Genomic DNA, 1,445 nt, shown 5'->3' with positions numbered 1-1,445 from the left:
CTCCGCTGGCAGCCAATGCCACGCATATCGATTTCCTGATCGAGGGCAAAAAGGTGATCCTGGTAGATGACGTGCTGTATACGGGCCGTTCGGTACGGGCTGCGATGGATGCCATGATCTCCTTTGGAAGACCGGCAAACGTGGAGCTGCTGGTGCTGGTAGACCGGTTGTATAGCCGCCACCTTCCTGTTGAGGCGACGTATGTGGGTCGCCGCGTCAACTCCCTGCAGTCACAGCGGGTGCTGGTGGAGTGGAAAGGCCAGGAGACACAGGAAGACAATATCTGGTTAGTAACCAAAAACGAAGACTAATACCATCCATGCAAGAGCTCAGCGTCCGGCATCTACTCGGGATCAAAGACATAACAACGGAAGACATCCAGCTTATTTTTGAAACGGCTGATAACTTTAAAGATGTTCTGAACCGGCCCATCAAGAAAGTGCCCTCGCTGCGTGATATTACGATTGCCAACGTTTTTTTCGAAAACTCCACCCGTACGCGCCTTTCCTTTGAGCTGGCCGAAAAAAGGCTGTCAGCCGATGTAATCAACTTTTCTTCCAGCAGCAGCTCTGTCAAGAAAGGCGAGACCCTGCTCGACACAGTCAACAACATCCTGGCCATGAAAGTAGACATGATCGTGATGCGACACTCCAGCCCGGGAGCCCCTCACTTCCTGTCAAATCACATCGGAGCCAATATCGTGAATGCCGGAGATGGTACCCATGAACACCCAACCCAGGCTTTACTGGATGCCTTTTCTATCCGCGAGCGGTTGGGCGAAGTAGCCGGTAAGAAAGTCGTGATCATAGGCGACATTCTGCACTCCCGCGTGGCACTCTCCAATATTTTTGCCCTGCAGAAGTTAGGAGCTGAGGTGATGGTGTGCGGCCCTGTCACGCTGCTGCCTAAGTTCATCCGGGAATTGGGCGTGAAGGTAGAGCTGGATGTACGCAAGGCCTTGGAATGGTGCGATGTAGCCAACGTGCTGCGTATACAGCTGGAGCGCCAGCAAATGAAGTACTTTCCTTCGCTGCGGGAGTATACGCTCTACTATGGCATTGATAAGAAAATGCTCGATAGCCTGGACAAGGAAATTGTGCTGATGCACCCGGGCCCCATCAACCGTGGTGTAGAGCTTAGCAGCGATGCCGCCGATTCTCATCATTCCATTATCCTGAACCAGGTAGAAAATGGTGTCGCCATACGGATGGCAGTGCTATACCTGCTGGCTTCGAAGAAGTAAGGGATCTCTGTTCTTCCTGCTCCTACCCTTCTATTTTAATCTTCGTTACTGTCTTTGCGTTTGGCAGTTTCAGCTACTACCAGCCCACTGCTGGCGCGAGCGTCCTCACTCGTGACTGCTAAGCGGGGCCTCTGGCCCATGTGAAGGTATAGCTTCTTAATGGTCTATACCTTGTGCATTGTATTTGTAACTGATGTTTGGA

At 51.9% G+C, this 1,445-nt stretch carries 2 protein-coding genes; both read left to right on the top strand.

What is annotated here, in order from left to right; translation table 11 throughout:
- On the top strand, positions 1 to 311 hold a 311-nt coding region (locus OB13_RS00600; RefSeq protein ID WP_461488196.1), incomplete at its 5' end, for a phosphoribosyltransferase family protein.
- 8 nt (positions 312 to 319) lie between these two features.
- Complete coding sequence (locus tag OB13_RS00595; RefSeq protein WP_461488195.1) at positions 320 to 1,243, top strand: aspartate carbamoyltransferase catalytic subunit; 924 nt, start codon at positions 320 to 322, stop codon at positions 1,241 to 1,243.
- The last annotated feature ends 202 nt before the right edge of the window (positions 1,244 to 1,445 follow it).

The organism is Pontibacter sp. HJ8 (genome assembly GCF_054824225.1).
This window is presented reverse-complemented; position numbering and strand designations above follow the sequence as displayed.